This window comes from Microbacterium sp. cf332 (assembly GCF_900102175.1).
In the GTDB taxonomy this organism is placed as follows: Bacteria; Actinomycetota; Actinomycetes; order Actinomycetales; family Microbacteriaceae; genus Microbacterium.
The window spans coordinates 44004-61622 of sequence record NZ_FNKN01000003.1; the positions used below are offsets into that span (position 1 = coordinate 44004).

Consider the following 17619-nt stretch of genomic DNA (forward strand, 5'->3'; position numbering starts at 1 on the left):
CGCGTCACGGCGCCGACGGCCGTAGCCACTCGCGCTCGGTGAGCACGCGGGCGACCGTGAGTCCGACGGCGAGGGCGACGACGACGAAGACGGCCGTGACCCCGTACTGCACGGCGCTGATGGTGTCGGATTCGATGGTGCCGACGATCGCCCGGTACGCCGACGCCCCGGGGACCATGATGAGTACCGCGGGCACCGTCAGGGTGATGCGCGGAGCGCGGACGAAACGCGACACCGCGAACGCCCCGAAGCCGACCGCCACCCCCGCCGCTGCGGCCGCGACCGGCTGCATGGCGCCGTGGTCGATCATGAGCAGCCGCCCGACGTTGGCGACCGTGCCGATCGCCGCCGCAGCCAGCGCGATGCGCCAGGGCGTCGAGAACAGCAGCGCGAAGCCGAGGACGCCGACGAAGCCCGCGAGGAGGCGTCCGAGCGAGAGCAGGGGCTCGCCGAGCTCCGGCGCGGCCACGGCGACGGCGCTCGTCTGGAAGATCGCCGCGACGGCCCACACCGCGCATCCCGTCGACAGCAGCACCAGGCACGCGTAGACGACCCTGTTGACGCCGGCGTTGAGGTCGAGTCGGGCGAGGTCGAGTGCGCCCGTCACGAGCGGGAAGCCCGGCACGAGGTACAGCACGGCACTTGTGAGGGCCGCACCGTACTGCGGTGACGGTGTTCCCAGGAGCTCGAGCAGGTGCGAGACCCCGAGGAAGGCCAGCAGCGCAGTCGACGCCGACAGGAAGACCAGCAGGAACTCGTTGACCTGCAGGCGTGCGCCGCGGATGCGGACGTACTGCCCGAGGGCGACGGCGAGGGCGACGCTCAGGCATTCGGTCCAGCCGCCGTTGTTCAGGAAGGCGAAAGCGGTGCAGGCGGCGGCAGCCGCGAGCACGCGTACGGCAGCCGGATACCGCGGCGGCATCCGCTCGATGCGGTCGAGCTCGCGCTGCAGCTCGTCGGCCGTGACGCCGTCGGCCACCCGGTGCGAGAGGTGCATCACCTCGGCGATGCGCTCGGAATTGACGACCGGATGCCGTACCTCGGCGACCCGGGTTCGGAAGAGCTGTCCGCGCTGCGCCGTGATGACGATGTCGGTCATGCCCACGCGCGACTCGAGGCGCTCGAGTCCGAGAGCGTGCGCCGTGCGATCCATCGTGTCGCGCACCCGCGCCGATGATGCGCCCGCGCCCAGCATGAGCGTGCCCAGCCGGAGCACCGCGTCGGTGCGCGCGATGAAGCGCACGGGTTCGAGGTGCAGCTCCGCGGTGCCGTCGGGCACGGCCTCGCGCTCATCATCCCGCATGATCCGATCCTTCCACCGGCCGTGGCCGCTCGGGCGCGTCGACGCCGGAGCAACACGGCGCTCGGTCAGTCCAGCACGTCGGAGAGGTCGTACGCGGCGACCGTCTCGAGCTGCTCGAAGGTGCACGAGCGCGCATCCCGGTCGCGGCGCCAGCGTTCGAACTGCACCGTGTGCCGGAACCGCTGCCCTTCGAGCTGGTCGTACCGCACCTCGAGCACCAGCTCGGGCCGCAGCCGGACGAACGACACGTCCTTCGACGAGGCGAAACGCGAGCGGTCGGACTCACCGGTCACGACGACCCCGTCGGCGTCGCGTTCGACCAGCGGAGCGAGCTCGTCGACGAGCTCGCGTCGGCGCTTGTCGCTCCAGGCCGACACTCCGCCCACGCCGTGGAGCTCGCCGTCATCGCCGTACAGCCCGACCAGCAGGGAGCCGACTCCCGAGCCGGACTTGTGGATGCGGTATCCGAGGGCCACGACGTCGGCGGTGCGGGCGTGCTTGATCTTGAACATCGAGCGTTTGCCGGGGGCGTACGGCTGGTCGAGCGGCTTGGCCACGACGCCGTCGAGACCCGCTCCCTCGAACTCGGCGAGCCACCGCTGGGCCGTGTCGACGTCGTCGGTGGCTCGGGTGACGTGGATCGGGTCGGGCACGGTGCCGAGCAGGTCGACGAGCTCGCGTCGCCGCGCCGAGAACGGGTCGCTCTGCAGGTCGCGGTCGCCGCGGGCGAGGAGGTCGAACGCGATGAACATCGCGGGGGTCTGCTCGCTGAGCAGGGCGACGCGCGACGCGGCGGGGTGGATGCGCTGCGACAGCGCGTCCCACTGCAGGCGCCGGCCCGCTCCCGTGTCGGTGGCCACGACGATCTCGCCGTCGAGCAGGCACGGCTCGGGGAGGAGCTGCGCGAAGGCCTCGACGAGCTCGGGGAAGTACCGCGTGAGCGGCTTCGAGCCCCGGCTGCCGATCACGACCTCCGCGCCGTCCCACGACACGATGGCACGGAATCCGTCCCACTTCGGCTCGAACGACAGTCCGCCGGCGGACCGGGCCGGGTCGGGGATCGCCGGCACCGCCTTGGCCAGCATCGGCGCGGGGATGTCGTAGGTCATGACGTCGTCACGCCTGCAGCTGCTCGCGGTGCTTCGGCCGAGCCCAGCGGGCCGGCAGGTTCGGGCCGTCCCACACCTGGACGATGCCCCAGACGACCGCGGTGATCGGGACCGCGAGGAGCGTGCCCAGGATGCCGCCGATCGCGGTGCCCGCGGTGAGGGCGACGAGCACGACGAACGAGTGCAGCTTCATCGTGCGTCCCATCAGCACCGGCTGCAGGAAGTTGCCCTCGAGCTGGTTCACGAGCACCACCGCTCCGACGACGAACACCGCGTTCAGGGGGCCGTTGGCGACGAGGGCGACGAGGGCGGCCAGGATGCCGGCGAGGGTCGCTCCGACGATCGGGATGAACGCCAGCAGGAACACGAGCACGGCGAGCGGGATCGCGAGGGGCACCTGCAGGATGAGCAGCGCGATGAAGATGCCGACCGCATCGACGAACGCGACGGCCGCGGTGCCGCGGATGTACGAGCCCAGCACGACCACCGTCTTGTCGCCGATGCGGCGAGCCCGCCGCTCGTTCGAGCCGCGGAAGGGGCGCAGCAGGAACTCCCACATGCGCGGGCCGTCCTTGAGGAAGAAGAAGAGGATGACGACCAGCAGCACGGCGCCCGTGATGAAGGTCGCGACCGCGCTGACGCCGGCGATGGCCCCCGAGCCGAACTGAGCACTCGTGACGAAATCGCCAAGCGCACCCAGCCACTCGTCGATCTGGCTCTGGTCGATCGAGAACGGCAGCGTCTGCGCCCAGGCGACGAGCTGGTCGAAGCCCTCCTGCGCCTGGGAGTAGAGGTCGTCCCATTGATCGCGGACGGCCCATACGATCAGCCACGACAGACCCGTCAGCAGTGCCACGATCGTCAGCAGGGTGATGATCGTGGCGAGCAGCGAGGGCACGCCGTGTCGCCGCAGCCAACTCATGGCCGGGGCGAAGGCGCACGCGAAGATCAGGGCGAGGATCAGCGGGATCGCGACCACCGACACCTGTCGCAGCACATAGACGACGCCGATCGCGAGGATGACCAGGACGATGATCTGGGTCGCGCGGATCGCCAGTCGTCCGAAGCCGTCGGCCCACAGGCTCGCCGGCGCTCGCTCGGCGGTGCGATCGATGGCATCCGCCAGCACGGTCTCGGGCCGCGGGCCCCGTCGGAACAGGCTCATGACCACGACGGTAGCGGACCGAGCCGATCGGGACCGGGGGTTGCGCTCGGCACCTCCGCGCGACAGGCGGGTCGCAGAGGCGGTGCGACCCGTTCACCCTCCCGTTGCCGACCGGTCGGCGGGCGGCCACCCGCGCCGCCCAGGGTGGAGGAGCCGCCCAGTCGCGGCGGCTTCCATACCCCCCCGATACGAAAGAGGATCTCCATGCACCGGAGAGCGCACACGCGCGCCTGCACCCTGACCGCGACGAGCATCGTCGCGGGTCTCGCCCTCGCGTCGATCCCGGCGCTCGCCGCGACCGCCACGACCGGCGCCGGCACCGGCACCGACCCGTCGGCGCCGAAGAACATCATCCTGCTCATCTCCGACGGAGCGGGCTACAACCAGTTCGACGCCGCCAGCCTCTTCGAGCACGGTACGAGCGCCCACCAGGTCACCGTCGATCCCGCGAGCGGCGCGATCGCGCACGCGCCCGCGGTGCCGGGCCAGGTCTACGAGAACTGGCCCGTGCAGGTCGGGCAGTCGCACTACTCGGCATCGGGCCGGGCCGAGTACGTGACCGAGCAGGCGTGGGGCGACTTCACCTGGGTCGCCTCGGGCGCCACCGACTCGGCGGCTGCGGGCACCGCCCTCGGCACGGGCGTCAAGACGAACAACGGCATGCTCGGCATCACGCCGGGCGGCGATCGCCTGCTCACGGTCGGTGAGCAGGCGCAGGCGGTCGGCAAGAAGGTCGGCCTCGTGACCTCGGTGCCCTTCAACCACGCCACTCCCGCCGGCTTCATCGCGCACAACGCCGACCGCAACGACTATCAGGGGCTCGCGGCCGAGATGATCGACAGCGGCGTGGACGTCCTCATGGGCGGCGGGCATCCGTACTACACCGACGCGCACGAGTCTCGCGCCGCGAACTGGACCTGGATCGCGGAAGACGACTACCAGCGCGTGGCGTCCGGCGCGACGCCGTACACCTTCGTCGAGGATCGTGCCGACTTCGAGGTCCTCGCTGCCGGCGGCGACGTACCCGAGAAGGTGTTCGGCCTCGCTCAGGTGGCCGAGACGCTGCAGTACAACCGTCCGGGTCTCACCAACGACGATGTGCTGCCGTACAGCGACCCGGCGAACGACGTCGCCGACCTCGACACCCTCGCGCAGGGGGCCCTCAACGTGCTCGACACGGGTGACGAGGGATTCTTCCTCATGGTCGAGGGCGGCGCGGTCGATTGGGCCGGGCACGCGAACCAGAGCACCCGTCTCGTCGAAGAGCAGATCGCTTTCAACGACGCGGTCGAAGCCGTCGAGTCGTGGGTCGACAGCAACAGCAGCTGGGACGAGACGCTCGTCATCGTCACCGCGGACCACGAGACCGGCTACCTCGCCGGGCCGGGGTCGGGACCGGACGCCGGCTGGACGCCGCTCACCGGGGCAGCCGGCGAGCTGCCCGGTCTCGACTGGCACTCGGGCGGGCACACGAATGCGCTCGTGCCGGTGTTCGCCCGCGGCGCCGGAGCCGATGTGCTCGATGCGCGCGCCGACCAGTGGGACCTCGTGCGCGGCGCGTACCTCGACAACACGGCCATCGGCGAGACGATCTTCGACTTCCTCGGCCACGCCGAGCGTGGCTCGGCCGACGCCGTGCCGCTCGAGGCCACGGTCGCCGGTCAGCAGGCCGACGGCGCCCTGAGCCTGAGCATCGCCGGTCACGGCGAGCGGGTCTCGTTCACCGGTTCCGGTTCTCAGCTCGACGCCACGCTGCCGCTGGTCACCGTGGCCGACACCCGCAACGAGGTGCGCGCGCAGGGTCGCGGCTGGACCCTCGCCGGATCGGCGAGCGCATTCGTCGCCGGAAACCGCACCCTCGAGGCCGAGAACCTCGCCTGGACCCCGCGCGTCGTCCGCTCCGAATCGGGCGCGGCGGCCGGTGGTCGCGCGACCTTGCAGGCCCCGGCGACGCTGGCTGCGGCCGACCGCACCTCGCGCCTCGGCGCGACCGTCGTCGGAGCCGATCTCGATCTCGCTGTCCCGGCCGATGCGGCCGGCGGCCGATACGGCAGCGAGATCACCCTCACCCTGTTCGCGCAGGACTGAGGATCGACCGGTGGGGGCGGGCCGAGCCCGTCCCCACCACCGCCCTGTCCTCCCGCCCCCGGAGACCGCCATGCCCCGCCCTGCTCGTCCCCGCCCTGCTCGTCCCCGCCCCGCCGGGCTTCTCGTCGCGGCCGCTCTCGTCATCGCCTCGGCGACGCTGACCGTCGGCCCGCCCGCCGCCGCGTCATCCGTCGTCGCCGCGCCGTCGTCTGCTGCGACCGGCCCCGTGACCGAGTGGGGTGTCGTGCCCGCCGACGCCTCCGGCCCCGACGGCCGCGTGTCGTTGCGCCACGCGATCGATCCGGGGGCGACGGTCCGCGATGCGATCGCCGTCACCAACCACTCCGCGGATGCCGCGGTGTTCGTGGTCGCGGCCGGAGACGGGATCGCTGGGGCGGACGGTGCGTACGACGTCCGAACCGACGACCCGGTCGCCGGCGGATCGTGGGTCTCGGTCGCCGGCCTCGACGACGGATCGCTGGCGCTCGCGGCGGGGGAGACCCGCGTGCTCCCCGTCGCGATCGGCGTCCCCGCGGACGCGACGCCCGGCGATCATCCCGCCGGGATCGTCGTTGCGCTCAGCAGCGAGGAGTCGGGGGTCACCGTCACCCACCGCGTCGGCGTGCGAATGCACCTGCAGGTGACGGGCGAGATCGCCCCGTCGCTGCGGATCGACGCCGCAGCGGCGACCTTCGAGCCGTCGTGGCAGCCCTTCTCCGCGGGCACGTTGCGGGTGGAGTACCGCGTGACGAACACGGGCAACGTGCGATTCGGTGCGAGCGCGGATGCGCGTGCCTCGGGGATCCTCGGCGCCCTGCCGGCCGCCGGCAGCGATGAGGTCTTCGAGCTGCTGCCGGGCGGGTCGGCCACCCGGCGCATCGACATCCCGCTGACCCCGCTCTTCTTCGCGGCCGGCGAGGTGCTCGTCACGCCGGTCTCGCTGGGCGACGATCGGGCGCCGCTCCCCGAGGCCGCCTCGTCGAGCTTCTCATCGGCGGCCGTGCCGTGGTCGGCGCTCATTCTCGCCGTGGGCACGGGTGCTGTCCTCGCGGCGGTGATCCTGCTCGTCGTCCGCGCTCGCGGCCGTACGCAGCGACGGATCGCGGCCGCGGCCGAGGCCGCCGTCGCGGCCGATCGCGCTCGCCGCTGAGGGGCCGCGGGTCAGACGAACGCGCCGACGCCCGTGATGTCGCGTCCGAGGAGCAGGGCCTGCACGCTCTCCGTGCCCTCGTAGGTGTGAATAGCCTCGATGTCGGCGAGGTGCTGCATCACGCCGTTCTCGATCAGGATGCCGTTGCCGCCGAGCAGATCGCGCGCGATCTGCGCGACCCGGCGTGCGACCCGGGTGTTGTGGTACTTCGCGAGCGACGCCTGGGTCGGGCGCAGCCCGCCGGAGATCTCGAGATCGGCGAGGCGTCGGCAGTAGAGCTGCATCGCCGTGAGCTCGTCGAGCATCTGGGCGAGACGTTCCTGCACCATCTGCGAGCGCGCGAGAGGGCGGCCGAACTGGATGCGCTCCCCGGCGTAGGTCACCGCGGCCTCGTAGCATGCGGTGGCGTGACCCAGCGCCGACCAGGCGACGCCCGACCGGGTGGCGTAGAGCACGGTCGAGGCGTCGCGGAACGACCGCGTGCCTTCGAGCACCGCGTCCGCCGGCAGTCGGACATCGCGTAACGCGACGTGCGCCTGGTGGATGCCGCGCAGCGAGGCCTTCCCGGCGATGACCGTGCCGGTGTAGCCCGGCCGGTCCTGCTCGACGAGGAAGCAGCGGACGGCGCCGTTCAGCTCGTCACCCTCGTCGTCGACGCGTGCCCAGACGAAGGTGACACCGCCCGAAGCACCGTTGCCGATCCACTTCTTGGCTCCGCGCAGCACCCACTCGTCGCCTTCGCGGCGAGCGGTGGTCTCGAGCGAGACGGAGTCGGAGCCGTGGTCGGGCTCGGTGAGGGCGAAGCTGCCGAGCACCTCGCCGGTCGCGAGGGGCCGGAGCCAACGGTCCTGCTGCGCCCGCGACCCGAAGAGCACCAGGGTGCGGACCGCGAGGCCGCCCTGCACGGCCAGCACAGTGCCCAGGGATCCGTCGCCGCGAGAGATCTCCATGTTGACCAGGCCCGCGCCGAGCGGGCTGATGCGGGTGAGCTCGGGGTGCTCGATACCGTCGACATAGAGGTCGAGCTCGCCCATGCGTCGGACGAGGTCGAGGGGGTACTCGGCCGTGTCCCACGCCCGCCGCATCCGATCGCCCACCTCGTCGACGAAGCCGCGCGCGCGGTCCCACGCGGCCCGGTCGGCGCCGTCGACGTCGGCGAAGACGCCGTAGTAGTCGGTGTCGCGGCGCCCCGTGAGGTCGTAAGAGGTCACCCGTTCGCCCGGCAGCAGATCGTCGTCGAACCGCACGTCATCAGTCATGACATCCAGTATCACTCTGATTGATACTGGATGTCATCGTTGGGGATGCGTCAGCGCACCATCCGCGCGTCGGTGATGCGGGGCGCCGTCGGATCGATCTGCTCGATGCCGTCGAATTCGAACCCGTTACGGCGGTAGAACGCGATCGCGCGAGGGTTCTCCTTCGCGACCCAGAGCTCGGCGGGTCCGGCGCCCAGGACGGCCTCGAGCAGGGACTGGCCCGCCCCGGTGCCGTGATGGGCCGCGGCGACGTAGATCGCGTACAGCTGGCGCTCGCGGCGCGGCGGCGCCTCCCCGCTCGTGACCGTCGGCCCCGCCCACGCGAACCCGACGAGGTCGCCCCCCGCGTCCGCGACGCGTACCGTCATGTCGGGGCGCGCGTCGGCCAGCACGTGCCTCCACATACGGTGCCGGCCCTCGATGAACTCGCGCGTGAAGAAGCCCGCGGGCAGCAGGTGCGCATACGACTCGCGCCACGTCTCGACGTGCAGGGCGGCCAGAGGGCCGGCGTCGGCAGCGCTCGGCTCGCGGATCGTGATCTCCATGGAACCATCCTCGCCACTCGGCGCGGACGGTGTCCTCACCACACCGGCCCGGATGTCGGCGGATGTCGGCGGATGTCGTCATCCCGCGTCACGTCACATCGTGCGCGGCATAGAGCCCGCCGCGCATCGCGCCTCGCCGCGGCCCCTCAGGAGAGGTCGTCGCGGAGGCGGCGCGCGACCTCGCCCACCGGCATCCGGCGCGGGAAGACGGCGACGACGACGTCGTCAGGCGCGGGCGGCTCGCCCTCGGGGTGCACCGCGAAGCGATGCAAGAGGTCGTCGAGAGCGCTCTCGAGGGTCGCGCGCGACACCGCGTCGTCGCCGCGGATGGCGCGGCGCAGCACGTGGTTGTGCACGGCGGTGGCCGCGGCGCTGAATGCGACGGCATCCGCGGGGTCGAGACCCGGCAGGTGAGCGCGCAGATGCTCGGCGAAGAGCCGCTCGTAACGGAAGACGGTCACGATCTCGCGGTCGCGGAGCGACGGGATGCCGCGGACGACGCGGTAGCGTCGCCGCGCGAGCCCGAGGTCGGCGGCGAAGTGGTCGAACGCGGCGAGCACCGCGTCGCACACCGCGCGCCACGGGCTCTCGTGCGGCGCGTCGAGAAGGTCGCGCAGGGACGCGAGGGCGACGTCGTGGTCGGCGAACACGACATCGTCCTTGCCGCCGTATTGCCGGAAGAACGTCGACCGCGACATGCCCGCCGCTCGCGCGATGTCGTCGACCGACGTGCGCTCGTACCCCTGCTCGTCGAAGAGCGCCACGGCGGCCGCGACGAGGGCGCCGCCGGTGGTGCGAGGGGCGTCGGTCATGGGCACCGAGCCTAGTGTCAAGTCGCTTGCCGCCGGCCCGCGCCGAGCGTTGGATGCGGGCATGACCTCGCTGTGGAAGACCGACGTCGCGCCGCCTGTTGCAACACCGTTCGAGCCGGGGCGCAGACACGACGTGATCGTCGTCGGTGCCGGTCTCACGGGTCTCGCCACGGCCCTCGAGCTCGTCCGCGGCGGCATGGATGTCGCGGTCGTCGAACGCGGCGGCATCGGTGAACTCGCCTCGGGGTCCAACACCGGCAAGATCTCGCTGCTGCAGGGGACGACCCTCTCGGCCCTCCGTCGGCACCACCCCGCATCGCTCGTGCGGGCGTACGTGGAGGCGAACCGCGACGGCTTCGAGTGGACGACCCGTGCCGCCGACGAGCTCGGCGTGCCGACGACCGTGCGCACCGCCGTCACCCACGCGGAGTCCGCGGCCGGGGTGCGGGCGGTGACCGACGAGTACCGGGCGGCCCGCGAAGCCGGACTCGACGTGCGGCTCGCCACCGCCGACGAGCTCGCCGCCGGTCCCGTACGCATGGCCACGGCTGTCGTGCTCGATCAGCAGCGTGCGATCGACCCGATGAGCCTGTTGACGGCACTGGCAGGCGCCTTCGTCGCGGCCGGAGGACGGCTGCACTTGAGCACGGCCGTGCGGCGTGTGCGGGTGCTGCCGAGGCCGCGCATCGAGACCGAGCACGGCTCGCTCTTCGCGACGGACATCGTGCTCGCGACGGGGACGCCTTTCACCGACCGCGGCCTGTACTTCGCCAAGACGAGCGCCGCCCGCTCGGTCTGCGTCTCGTTCGACCTCGTCGGCGACGTCCCCGACGACATGTACCTGTCGGCCGACGACCCCACCCGCTCGGTCCGCACCGTGACGGCCGCCGATGGTGCGGGTGCCGCATCGGACCGGGCGCCGCAGCTCATCGTCGGAGGAGCCGGGCATCCCGTCGGACGTGCGTCGAGCGAGCGCGAGCTCGCCGAGGAGCTCGTCGCCTGGGCCCGCGACACCCTCCCGGTCGGAACCGAGACCCATCGGTGGTCGGCGCAGGACTACACCTCGCACAACCTCGTGCCGTTCATCGGGGTGATGCCGCGCACGCTCGGACGGGTGCGGTTCGCGACGGGCTACGCGAAATGGGGGCTCACGAACGCGCCGGCCGCCGCTCTGCGGATCGCGAGCGAGCTGCACGGCGAGAGACGGCGCGATCGCCCGTCGTGGATGACGGTCATCGGCACGCGGCTGACGGTACCGGCCGATCTGGCGCGCGGAGCCGCCGAGAACGCGAAAGCGGGCACCGAGGCGGCGCGTGGCTGGGCCGGGGCGCTCGGCCGGTCGACCCCCGTGGCGAGGCCGGCCGAAGGCACGGGGACGGTTGCCGGAAAGCACGGGCGACCCGTCGGCGTGTCCACGGTCGACGGCGAAACCCGCGCGGTCAGCGCGATCTGCCCGCACCTGGGTGGTGTGCTCGAGTGGAACGATCTCGAATGCACGTGGGACTGCCCGCTGCACGCCTCGCGGTTCACGCCGGCGGGCGAACGGATCGAGGGGCCTGCCTCGACCGGGCTGCGACGCCTGCGCTGAGGGCCCGGCCCGGTCGGCGGATCGGGATCAGTCGGCCGCGAGGAGCTGGTCGCGCACCTGGCGGCGCAGCACCTTGCCGATGAGGGAACGCGGCAGCTCGTCGACGGCGACGATGCGACGGGGCACCTTGTACGCCGCGAGGCGGGTACGGCAGAAGTCGCGCAGCCCCTCGGCGTCGAGTTCGGCCCCGGCGCGCAGCACGACGGCGGCGACGACCTCCTCGCCGCCCGCGTTCCGCGGCGCCGCGACGACGGCGGCCGCCTCGACGTCGGGATGCGCGTGCAGCGTGTCCTCGACCTCGCTCGGCGCGACGTTGAAGCCGCCCGTGATGATGAGCTCCTTGAGCCGGTCGACGATCGTGACGAACCCGTCGGGCGAGACGACGGCGATGTCTCCGGTGCGCAGCCAGCCGCCCGGCAGGAGTGCGTCCGCCGTCTCTTCGGGTCGCTGCCAGTAGCCCGAGAACACCTGGGGCCCGCGCAGGAGGAGCTCGCCCTCCTCGCCCGGCTCGCGGTCGACGCTCGGATCATCGGGGTCGACGACGCGGATCTCGGTGCTCGGGAACGGCACCCCGACCGTGCCGGGTCGACGCGACGGGCCGATCGGGTTCCCGAGCGCGACAGGCGAGGACTCGGTCATGCCGTACCCCTCGACGAGGAGTCCACCCGTCGTCTCCTCCCAGCGCGCGACGGTTGCGACAGGCAGGCTCATCGCCCCCGAGATGGCGAAGCGCACCCGCGACAGATCGATCGTCCCGCGGGACGCCGCCCGGGCGAGCTGGTCGTAGATGGGCGGTACGGCCGGCAGGAAGGTCGGCGGACTCTTCTTGGCTGCATCCGCCATCAGGCCCACGTCGAACTTCGGGAACAGCACGAGCTTCGCGCCTATGCTCATCGCGAACGTCAGGCAGAGCGTCATCCCGTAGGCGTGGAAGAGCGGCAGCACGCCGTAGAAGGTCTCCTCGCCCTCGACCAGACCCGGCACCCACGCCCGTCCCTGCATCGCGTTCGCGCGCAGGTTGCGGTGGGTGAGCACGGCGCCCTTGGGGATGCCGGTGGTGCCGCTCGTGTACTGAAGCAGCGCCGTGTCGTCGAGCTCGGGCCCGGGGACCCGCGTCGAGATCGGCCGGCGACCGAGCAGTTTCGTCCACGGCAGCGCGTCCTTCGCCTTCGGCGTCGCCGTCAGCTGCGCCCGCGAGGCGCGCGCTTTCGCGATCGGCAGTCGCAGCAGCAGCCGCTTGCTGCGGGGGAGCGCCGCGGTGACATCGACGCTCACGATGCGCTCGAGGCGGACGTCGGCGGGGAAGTCGGCGATCGTGTCGACGGTCTTGTCCCACACGATCGCGAAGCGCGCTCCGTGATCCTCGAACTGGTGTCGCAGCTCCCGGGCCGTGTAGAGCGGGTTGTGCTCGACGACGATCGCTCCGAGCCGCAGCGCCGCGTAGAAGGCGACGACGTGCTGCGGGCAGTTCGGCAGGACGATCGCCACGCGGTCGCCGGCGGTCACGCCGAGGCGGCGCAGCCCTTCGGCCGCGCGGTCGACGCTGTCTCCCAGCTCGCGGTAGGTCATCGTCGCCCCGAAGAACTCCAGGGCGGTCCGGTCGCCGTGTTCGGCGACCGCGGCGGCGAGCATCTCCGGAAGGGTCTGCGTCACGTCGTCGATCTCGGCGGGGACGCCGTCGGCGTAGGCCGACAGCCACGGGCGGGACTCGAGGGCGGTCATACCCCCATCCTGCATTCCGCGGCATGCCCACCGCCGAATACGGCGCCGGACTTGCGGCGGACCGCGCGATCGTGCCAGAAGCGGATCGCGCGGGGTGCGCCGCCGCGTCAGGTGGCGACGTAGAGCACCCCGGTGATGAAGAGCGTGATGATCGTGGTCCACAGGACGATCGCGGCGGCCTGCCAGATCAGGACGGTGCGCGGCGGCACCCCGGTGGCCGTCAGGGCCGCGGCGGTGAACTGAGTCGGCAGCAGCAGCGGACCGAGCAGGCTGACTCCCGGCGTGCCGTAGCGGTGGTAGGCCTTCTGGAACTTCTCGTTGCGGGTCGTCTTGGGCTTCTCCGAGGTCCCGCCACGCGTCGTGACGGCCGTGCGCACCCGCGCGGCGACGAGGACGACGACGGCGACGCAGACGAAGTTGCCGATCGCGCCCGAGAGCGCCGCGACGACGGGGTGGATGCCGCCGATGATGCCGATGCCGGCGGCCCCTTCGCCCTCGATGAAGGGCACCGCTCCCGCGAGGGCGACGATGACGGGCTGGAGGAACTCCGGCATCCGGGCCACGAGGTCTTGGAAGCCGAGGATGAGGTCTGCGATCGGGTTGGACATGAGACCATCCCAGCCGCCCGGCGTGGTCGCCGACAGTGTCGAGGCGTCACCTCGCACCGGGAGGTTCCGTCGTCCCGCCCGTGACAAACGTCATGGTCGTACCCTGGGCCTCGTGAACGACCGCGAACCGCGACCGAGCCCGGCGCCGAGCAGGACCGCGCTGGCCCGAGACGTCGTCGCGACGTCGTGGTACATCGCCGTGTCGATCGTGTTCTTCACCGTCACGGCCCTCGGCATCTGGGGGCTGTGGGCGTTCATCGTGCACACGCGTCTCGAACGGCCCGCGCTCATCGCCGTCTATGCAGTGGGCGCCCTCGCCGTGCTCGTCTCGACCGTGCTCCTGCTCATTCGCTACCGGGCCGACGGCGACGTCGGCGAGGCGGACCGGCCCCCGCGCATCCGCCGCTTCCTCTCCTGGCCGGTGCTGGTGGGTGTCGCCGGGGCCCTCATGCTGGGCGCGGCGACGCTGTCGGCCCTGTTCACCGCATCCGTCCTGGCCACCGTGCTCTGCCTGGTCCGGTGGGGCCCCGGCATCCGCTGGCGCGGAGTCGTGCTCGTCGAGGTCGCACTGGTCGTACTCTGGTTCGCCGAGCGGACGCGGATCGAGTCCGCTCTGGCAGGCGTCGAGTCGATGACGTTCGCCCTGCTCGTCTTCGCCGTCGCGCTCCCCGGCTCGATCGCGCTCTCGCTGTGGTCATGGGACGTCGTGCTCGAGCTCGACCGGGCGCGCGCCACCGAGTCGCGCCTGGCCGCCACGCAAGAGCGTCTGCGACTCGCGGGCGAGCTGCACGATCTCCAGGGGCACCATCTGCAGGTCATCGCGCTGCAGCTCGAGCTCGCCGAGCGGATGCTGGAGCGCGATCCGCGGGCCGCGGGGGAGCAGATCCGGCTGGCCCGAGCGTCGGTCGACGCGGCGCGCACCGGCACGCGCGAGCTCGCGGGACGGTTCCGCGGCGTCCCCCTGCCCGACGAGCTCGCCAACGCCGCCGACCTCCTGCGGGCCGCGGGCCTCACGGTGCGCCTCGACGTCGCCCCGGACGCCGCGCTCGCCCCCGCCGACATCCTGGGTCCCGTCATCCGGGAGTGCACGACGAACGTTCTCAAGCACGGCGGCGGCGCGTGGGCCGAACTGCGCCTCGACCGCGACGGGGCGTTCTGGCGCGTCGCTTTCGCGAACGACCGGGGTGCGGCATCCGCACTCGGGTCGGGGGCGGGTCTCGCGGGCATCTCGCACCGCGTCGGCGTCGTCGGCGGTGACCTGCGCACGCGGCTCGACGACGATCGGTTCGCCGTCGTGGTGACGGTCCCTGCCGGCACGGCGGCATCCGTCCCGTCGTCCCGTGACGAGACGGGCGGAGGGATGACGCGATGATCCGCGTGCTGATCGCCGACGACGAGGACATGATCCGCTCCGCGCTCGCCGCCTTGCTGCGCCTGGAGGACGACCTCGAGGTCATCGCGGAATGCCGTGACGGCGAGACCGCCGTCACGGAGGCCCTCCGGCTGCGGCCGGATGTCTGCCTGCTCGACCTCGAGATGCCCGGCATCGACGGGGTCGAGGCCGCCGCCCGCATCCGCCAGCGCGTCCCGGCGCGTTGCGTCGTGGTCACGCGTCACGCCCGGCCCGGGGTGCTGCGCCGCGCACTCGGCGCCGGTGTCGACGGCTTCGTGCCGAAGTCGCGTCGTGCCGACGACGTGGCCGCGGTCATCCGCGAGGTCGCCGCCGGCCGGCGGTACGTCGACCCCGAGATCGCCGCCGACGCGCTGAGCGATGAGCGCAGCCCGCTGACCGACCGCGAGCTCGACGTGCTGCGCGCCGGGTCGCGGGGCGAGACGATCGCCGAGATCGCGGCGACGCTGCACCTCTCGGCCGGGACCGTGCGCAACCACGTCTCCTCGGTGCTCGGAAAGCTCGGGCTCGCGACGCGTCAGCAAGCGGCGATCCTGGCGCGCGAACGCGGCTGGATCTGACTCCGGTCCCTCCATTCGGCGGGGTCCGGATGCGGGGCCGCCGGGCGCGGGTAGTAGGCTTTCCGATCGGGCGATCTCTCGACATCGAGATTGTTCACGCCCATCACCCACCGTCGCCCAGCGAAGGATTGCAGTGGACCTTTACGAGTACCAGGCCCGAGACCTGTTCGAGAAGTACGAGGTGCCGGTGCTCGCCGGCATCATCGCCGACACCCCTGAGGAGGCGAAGGCGGCGGCCGAGAAGATCGGCGGCGTCGTGGTCGTCAAGGCTCAGGTCAAGACCGGAGGTCGCGGCAAGGCCGGCGGCGTCAAGGTCGCCAAGACGCCCGACGAGGCGTATGCCGCTGCCGAGGCCATCCTCGGCCTCGACATCAAGGGCCACGTCGTCCAGCGCGTGATGATCGCGCAGGGCGCCGACATCGCCGAGGAGTTCTACTTCTCGGTGCTGCTCGACCGCGCCAACCGCTCGTACCTGAGCCTGTGCTCGGTCGAGGGCGGCATGGAGATCGAGGAGCTCGCCGTCGAGCGCCCCGAGGCGCTCGCGCGCGTCGAGGTCGACCCCCTGCAGGGCATCGACAAGGCCAAGGCCGTCGAGATCGCGCAGGCCGCGAACTTCCCCGAAGACCTCGTCGAGAAGGTCTCGGACGTGTTCGTCAAGCTCTACGACGTATACAAGGGCGAGGGCGCGACCCTCGTCGAGGTGAACCCGCTCGTCCGCACGGGCGCCGGCGACATCGTCGCGCTCGACGGCAAGGTCTCGCTCGACGAGAACGCCAGCGAGGTGCGCCACCCCGAGCACGAGGAGCTCGAGGACAAGGGCGCCGCCGACCCGCTCGAGGCCAAGGCCAAGGAGTCGGGCCTGAACTACGTCAAGCTCGACGGCCAGGTCGGCGTCATCGGCAACGGTGCAGGGCTCGTCATGTCGACGCTCGACGTCGTCGCCTACGCCGGTGAGAAGCACGGCGGGGTCAAGCCCGCCAACTTCCTCGACATCGGCGGCGGCGCGAACGCCCAGGTCATGGCCTCGGGTCTCGACGTCATCCTCGGCGACGAGCAGGTCAAGAGCGTCTTCGTCAACGTCTTCGGCGGCATCACGTCGTGCGTCGCCGTGGCGGAGGGCATCGTCAAGGCGCTCGAGATCCTCGGCGACGCGGCGACCAAGCCGCTCGTCGTGCGTCTCGACGGCAACCAGGTCGACGAGGGCCGCGCGATCCTCGCCGACGCGAACCACCCGCTCGTGACGCTCGCCGCCGGTATGGACGAGGGCGCCGACAAGGCCGCCGAGCTGGCGAACGCCTGAGCCCCGGACGCGAAAAGGACCAACGACATGTCTATCTACCTCAACAAGGACTCCAAGGTCATCGTCCAGGGCATCACCGGCGGTGAGGGCACCAAGCACACCGCGCTGATGCTCAAGGCGGGCACCAACATCGTCGGCGGCGTCAACGCTCGCAAGGCGGGCACGACGGTGTCGCACACCGACGCCGACGGCAACGCCGTCGAGCTCCCCGTCTTCGGCTCGGTCGCCGAGGCGATCGAGAAGACCGGCGCCGACGTCTCCGTCGCGTTCGTTCCCCCGGCGTTCACCAAGGACGCCATGGTCGAGGCCATCGACGCCGAGATCCCGCTGCTGGTCGTCATCACCGAGGGCGTGCCCGTCGGCGAGTCGGCCGAGGCCTGGGCCTACGCCAAGTCGAAGGGCAACACGACCCGCATCATCGGGCCGAACTGCCCCGGCATCATCACCCCCGGTGAGGCTCTCGCGGGCATCACGCCGGCGAACATCACGGGCAAGGGCCCGATCGGCCTCGTGTCGAAGTCGGGCACGCTGACCTACCAGATGATGTTCGAGCTGCGCGACCTCGGCTTCTCGACGGCCATCGGCATCGGCGGCGACCCCGTCATCGGCACGACGCACATCGACGCCCTCGCGGCGTTCGAGGCCGACCCCGAGACGAAGGCCATCGTCATGATCGGCGAGATCGGCGGCGACGCCGAGGAGCGTGCGGCCGACTACATCAAGGCGCACGTCACGAAGCCGGTCGTCGGCTACGTCGCGGGCTTCACCGCCCCCGAGGGCAAGACGATGGGCCACGCCGGCGCCATCGTCTCCGGCTCGGCGGGAACCGCGCAGGCGAAGAAGGAGGCCCTCGAGGCCGCCGGCGTCAAGGTCGGCAAGACGCCCTCCGAGACCGCCGCGCTGATGCGGGAGATCATCGAGAAGCTCTGACGCTTCGCAACACACAGAAGGGGCGGATGCTGCGGCATCCGCCCCTTCTGCGTCTCGCGGAGGCCGGCC

At 71.8% G+C, this 17619-nt stretch carries 15 protein-coding genes; 7 read left to right on the top strand and 8 right to left on the bottom strand.

The window, feature by feature from the left end; all coding sequences use genetic code 11:
- Positions 1-4 precede the first annotated feature (4 nt).
- From BLT21_RS11830 to BLT21_RS11840, 3 genes are all read right to left on the bottom strand, one after another.
- Entirely contained in the window at positions 5-1303 is a 1299-nt protein-coding gene (locus tag BLT21_RS11830; protein ID WP_091502390.1) for a threonine/serine exporter family protein, read from the bottom strand.
- Positions 1304-1368: 65 nt separating this feature from the next.
- Entirely contained in the window at positions 1369-2412 is a 1044-nt protein-coding gene (locus tag BLT21_RS11835) for an ATP-dependent DNA ligase (protein WP_091502393.1), read from the bottom strand.
- Between the two features lie 7 nt (positions 2413-2419).
- On the bottom strand, positions 2420-3577 hold the full coding sequence (locus BLT21_RS11840; protein WP_091503414.1) for an AI-2E family transporter: 1158 nt from the start codon (positions 3575-3577) through the stop codon (positions 2420-2422).
- A 204-nt stretch (positions 3578-3781) separates the two neighbouring features.
- On the opposite strand from BLT21_RS11840, the gene BLT21_RS11845 reads away from it, so the two are divergent.
- Entirely contained in the window at positions 3782-5665 is a 1884-nt protein-coding gene (locus BLT21_RS11845) for an alkaline phosphatase (protein ID WP_091502395.1), read from the top strand.
- A gap of 70 nt (positions 5666-5735) precedes the next feature.
- Positions 5736-6815, top strand: a complete 1080-nt coding sequence (locus tag BLT21_RS11850; RefSeq protein WP_091502397.1) for a COG1470 family protein — start codon at positions 5736-5738, stop codon at positions 6813-6815.
- Positions 6816-6826: 11 nt separating this feature from the next.
- On the opposite strand, the gene BLT21_RS11855 is transcribed toward BLT21_RS11850, so the two are convergent.
- The 3 genes from BLT21_RS11855 to BLT21_RS11865 all read right to left on the bottom strand — a co-directional run bounded on the left by BLT21_RS11855 (position 6827) and on the right by BLT21_RS11865 (position 9431).
- The gene (locus BLT21_RS11855; RefSeq protein WP_091502399.1) at positions 6827-8074 is read right to left on the bottom strand and encodes an acyl-CoA dehydrogenase family protein; all 1248 of its coding nucleotides are present in this window, start codon (positions 8072-8074) and stop codon (positions 6827-6829) included.
- A 50-nt stretch (positions 8075-8124) separates the two neighbouring features.
- The gene (locus tag BLT21_RS11860) at positions 8125-8619 is read right to left on the bottom strand and encodes a GNAT family N-acetyltransferase (RefSeq protein WP_091502401.1); all 495 of its coding nucleotides are present in this window, start codon (positions 8617-8619) and stop codon (positions 8125-8127) included.
- A 146-nt stretch (positions 8620-8765) separates the two neighbouring features.
- Positions 8766-9431, bottom strand: a complete 666-nt coding sequence (locus tag BLT21_RS11865; RefSeq protein ID WP_091502404.1) for a TetR/AcrR family transcriptional regulator — start codon at positions 9429-9431, stop codon at positions 8766-8768.
- A 61-nt stretch (positions 9432-9492) separates the two neighbouring features.
- Here BLT21_RS11865 and BLT21_RS11870 point away from each other — a divergent pair, with 61 nt between their 5' ends.
- The gene (locus BLT21_RS11870) at positions 9493-11019 is read left to right on the top strand and encodes an FAD-dependent oxidoreductase (RefSeq protein WP_091502406.1); all 1527 of its coding nucleotides are present in this window, start codon (positions 9493-9495) and stop codon (positions 11017-11019) included.
- A 27-nt stretch (positions 11020-11046) separates the two neighbouring features.
- Here the strand turns inward: BLT21_RS11870 and BLT21_RS11875 are convergent, their stop codons facing one another.
- Positions 11047-12741 carry a long-chain-fatty-acid--CoA ligase gene (locus BLT21_RS11875; RefSeq protein WP_091502408.1) on the bottom strand — a complete coding sequence of 565 codons (1695 nt, stop codon included), beginning with the start codon at positions 12739-12741 and terminating at the stop codon, positions 11047-11049.
- Positions 12742-12848: 107 nt separating this feature from the next.
- The gene (locus BLT21_RS11880) at positions 12849-13349 is read right to left on the bottom strand and encodes a small multidrug efflux protein (RefSeq protein ID WP_091502410.1); all 501 of its coding nucleotides are present in this window, start codon (positions 13347-13349) and stop codon (positions 12849-12851) included.
- Between the two features lie 112 nt (positions 13350-13461).
- Between BLT21_RS11880 and BLT21_RS11885 the strand changes: the two genes are divergently transcribed.
- The 4 genes from BLT21_RS11885 to sucD all read left to right on the top strand — a co-directional run bounded on the left by BLT21_RS11885 (position 13462) and on the right by sucD (position 17550).
- Entirely contained in the window at positions 13462-14721 is a 1260-nt protein-coding gene (locus BLT21_RS11885) for a sensor histidine kinase (protein WP_256336059.1), read from the top strand.
- Entirely contained in the window at positions 14718-15320 is a 603-nt protein-coding gene (locus BLT21_RS11890; protein ID WP_091502415.1) for a response regulator transcription factor, read from the top strand. The genes BLT21_RS11885 and BLT21_RS11890 overlap by 4 nt, the downstream gene beginning before the upstream one ends.
- A gap of 133 nt (positions 15321-15453) precedes the next feature.
- Complete coding sequence (gene sucC / locus BLT21_RS11895) at positions 15454-16620, top strand: ADP-forming succinate--CoA ligase subunit beta (RefSeq protein ID WP_091502418.1); 1167 nt, start codon at positions 15454-15456, stop codon at positions 16618-16620.
- A gap of 27 nt (positions 16621-16647) precedes the next feature.
- Positions 16648-17550 carry a succinate--CoA ligase subunit alpha gene (sucD, locus tag BLT21_RS11900; protein WP_091502420.1) on the top strand — a complete coding sequence of 301 codons (903 nt, stop codon included), beginning with the start codon at positions 16648-16650 and terminating at the stop codon, positions 17548-17550.
- The last annotated feature ends 69 nt before the right edge of the window (positions 17551-17619 follow it).

Coding starts and splice junctions, on each gene's coding strand:
- BLT21_RS11865 (WP_091502404.1), bottom strand. CDS start 9,431: ATGACCGACGCCCCTCGCACCACCGGCGGCGCCCTCGTCGCGGCCGCC.
- BLT21_RS11850 (WP_091502397.1), top strand. CDS start 5,736: ATGCCCCGCCCTGCTCGTCCCCGCCCTGCTCGTCCCCGCCCCGCCGGG.
- BLT21_RS11840 (WP_091503414.1), bottom strand. CDS start 3,577: ATGAGCCTGTTCCGACGGGGCCCGCGGCCCGAGACCGTGCTGGCGGAT.
- BLT21_RS11830 (WP_091502390.1), bottom strand. CDS start 1,303: ATGCGGGATGATGAGCGCGAGGCCGTGCCCGACGGCACCGCGGAGCTG.
- BLT21_RS11855 (WP_091502399.1), bottom strand. CDS start 8,074: ATGACTGATGACGTGCGGTTCGACGACGATCTGCTGCCGGGCGAACGG.
- BLT21_RS11890 (WP_091502415.1), top strand. CDS start 14,718: ATGATCCGCGTGCTGATCGCCGACGACGAGGACATGATCCGCTCCGCG.
- BLT21_RS11875 (WP_091502408.1), bottom strand. CDS start 12,741: ATGACCGCCCTCGAGTCCCGCCCGTGGCTGTCGGCCTACGCCGACGGC.
- sucD (WP_091502420.1), top strand. CDS start 16,648: ATGTCTATCTACCTCAACAAGGACTCCAAGGTCATCGTCCAGGGCATC.
- BLT21_RS11880 (WP_091502410.1), bottom strand. CDS start 13,349: ATGTCCAACCCGATCGCAGACCTCATCCTCGGCTTCCAAGACCTCGTG.
- BLT21_RS11835 (WP_091502393.1), bottom strand. CDS start 2,412: ATGACCTACGACATCCCCGCGCCGATGCTGGCCAAGGCGGTGCCGGCG.
- BLT21_RS11845 (WP_091502395.1), top strand. CDS start 3,782: ATGCACCGGAGAGCGCACACGCGCGCCTGCACCCTGACCGCGACGAGC.
- BLT21_RS11860 (WP_091502401.1), bottom strand. CDS start 8,619: ATGGAGATCACGATCCGCGAGCCGAGCGCTGCCGACGCCGGCCCTCTG.
- BLT21_RS11870 (WP_091502406.1), top strand. CDS start 9,493: ATGACCTCGCTGTGGAAGACCGACGTCGCGCCGCCTGTTGCAACACCG.